General features: G+C 51.8%; 1 protein-coding gene. It reads left to right on the plus strand.

Translation table 11 applies throughout. The features are described 5' to 3' along the window. Positions 1 to 257: virulence factor SrfB (locus tag R0J88_RS21480; RefSeq protein ID WP_410901099.1), on the plus strand; the 257-nt coding region annotated here is incomplete at both ends.

Consider the following 257-nt stretch of genomic DNA (forward strand, 5'->3'; position numbering starts at 1 on the left):
GCCGTACGACGTGACGTGAAAAACAGTAACGCCTCATCGTTTGAGCTAATGGATACACCCATAACGTTTAACTTGCCTCTCGTTCACAAAGCCTTCCTGGGCGATGGCATTAACATTGGCAAGACTCTTGGCGCCCTGTGTGAGGTGATCCATCAATATAGCTGCGACATGTTGCTGCTAACGGGTCGTCCGTCACGGCTACCCGGTATCCAAGCGTTTTTACGCAAGATGTTGCCGCTGCCCCCAGGGCGTATTTT

Origin of the sequence: Pseudoalteromonas sp. SIMBA_162 (assembly GCF_046535955.1) — a bacterium.
GTDB lineage: Bacteria > Pseudomonadota > Gammaproteobacteria > Enterobacterales > Alteromonadaceae > Pseudoalteromonas > Pseudoalteromonas marina.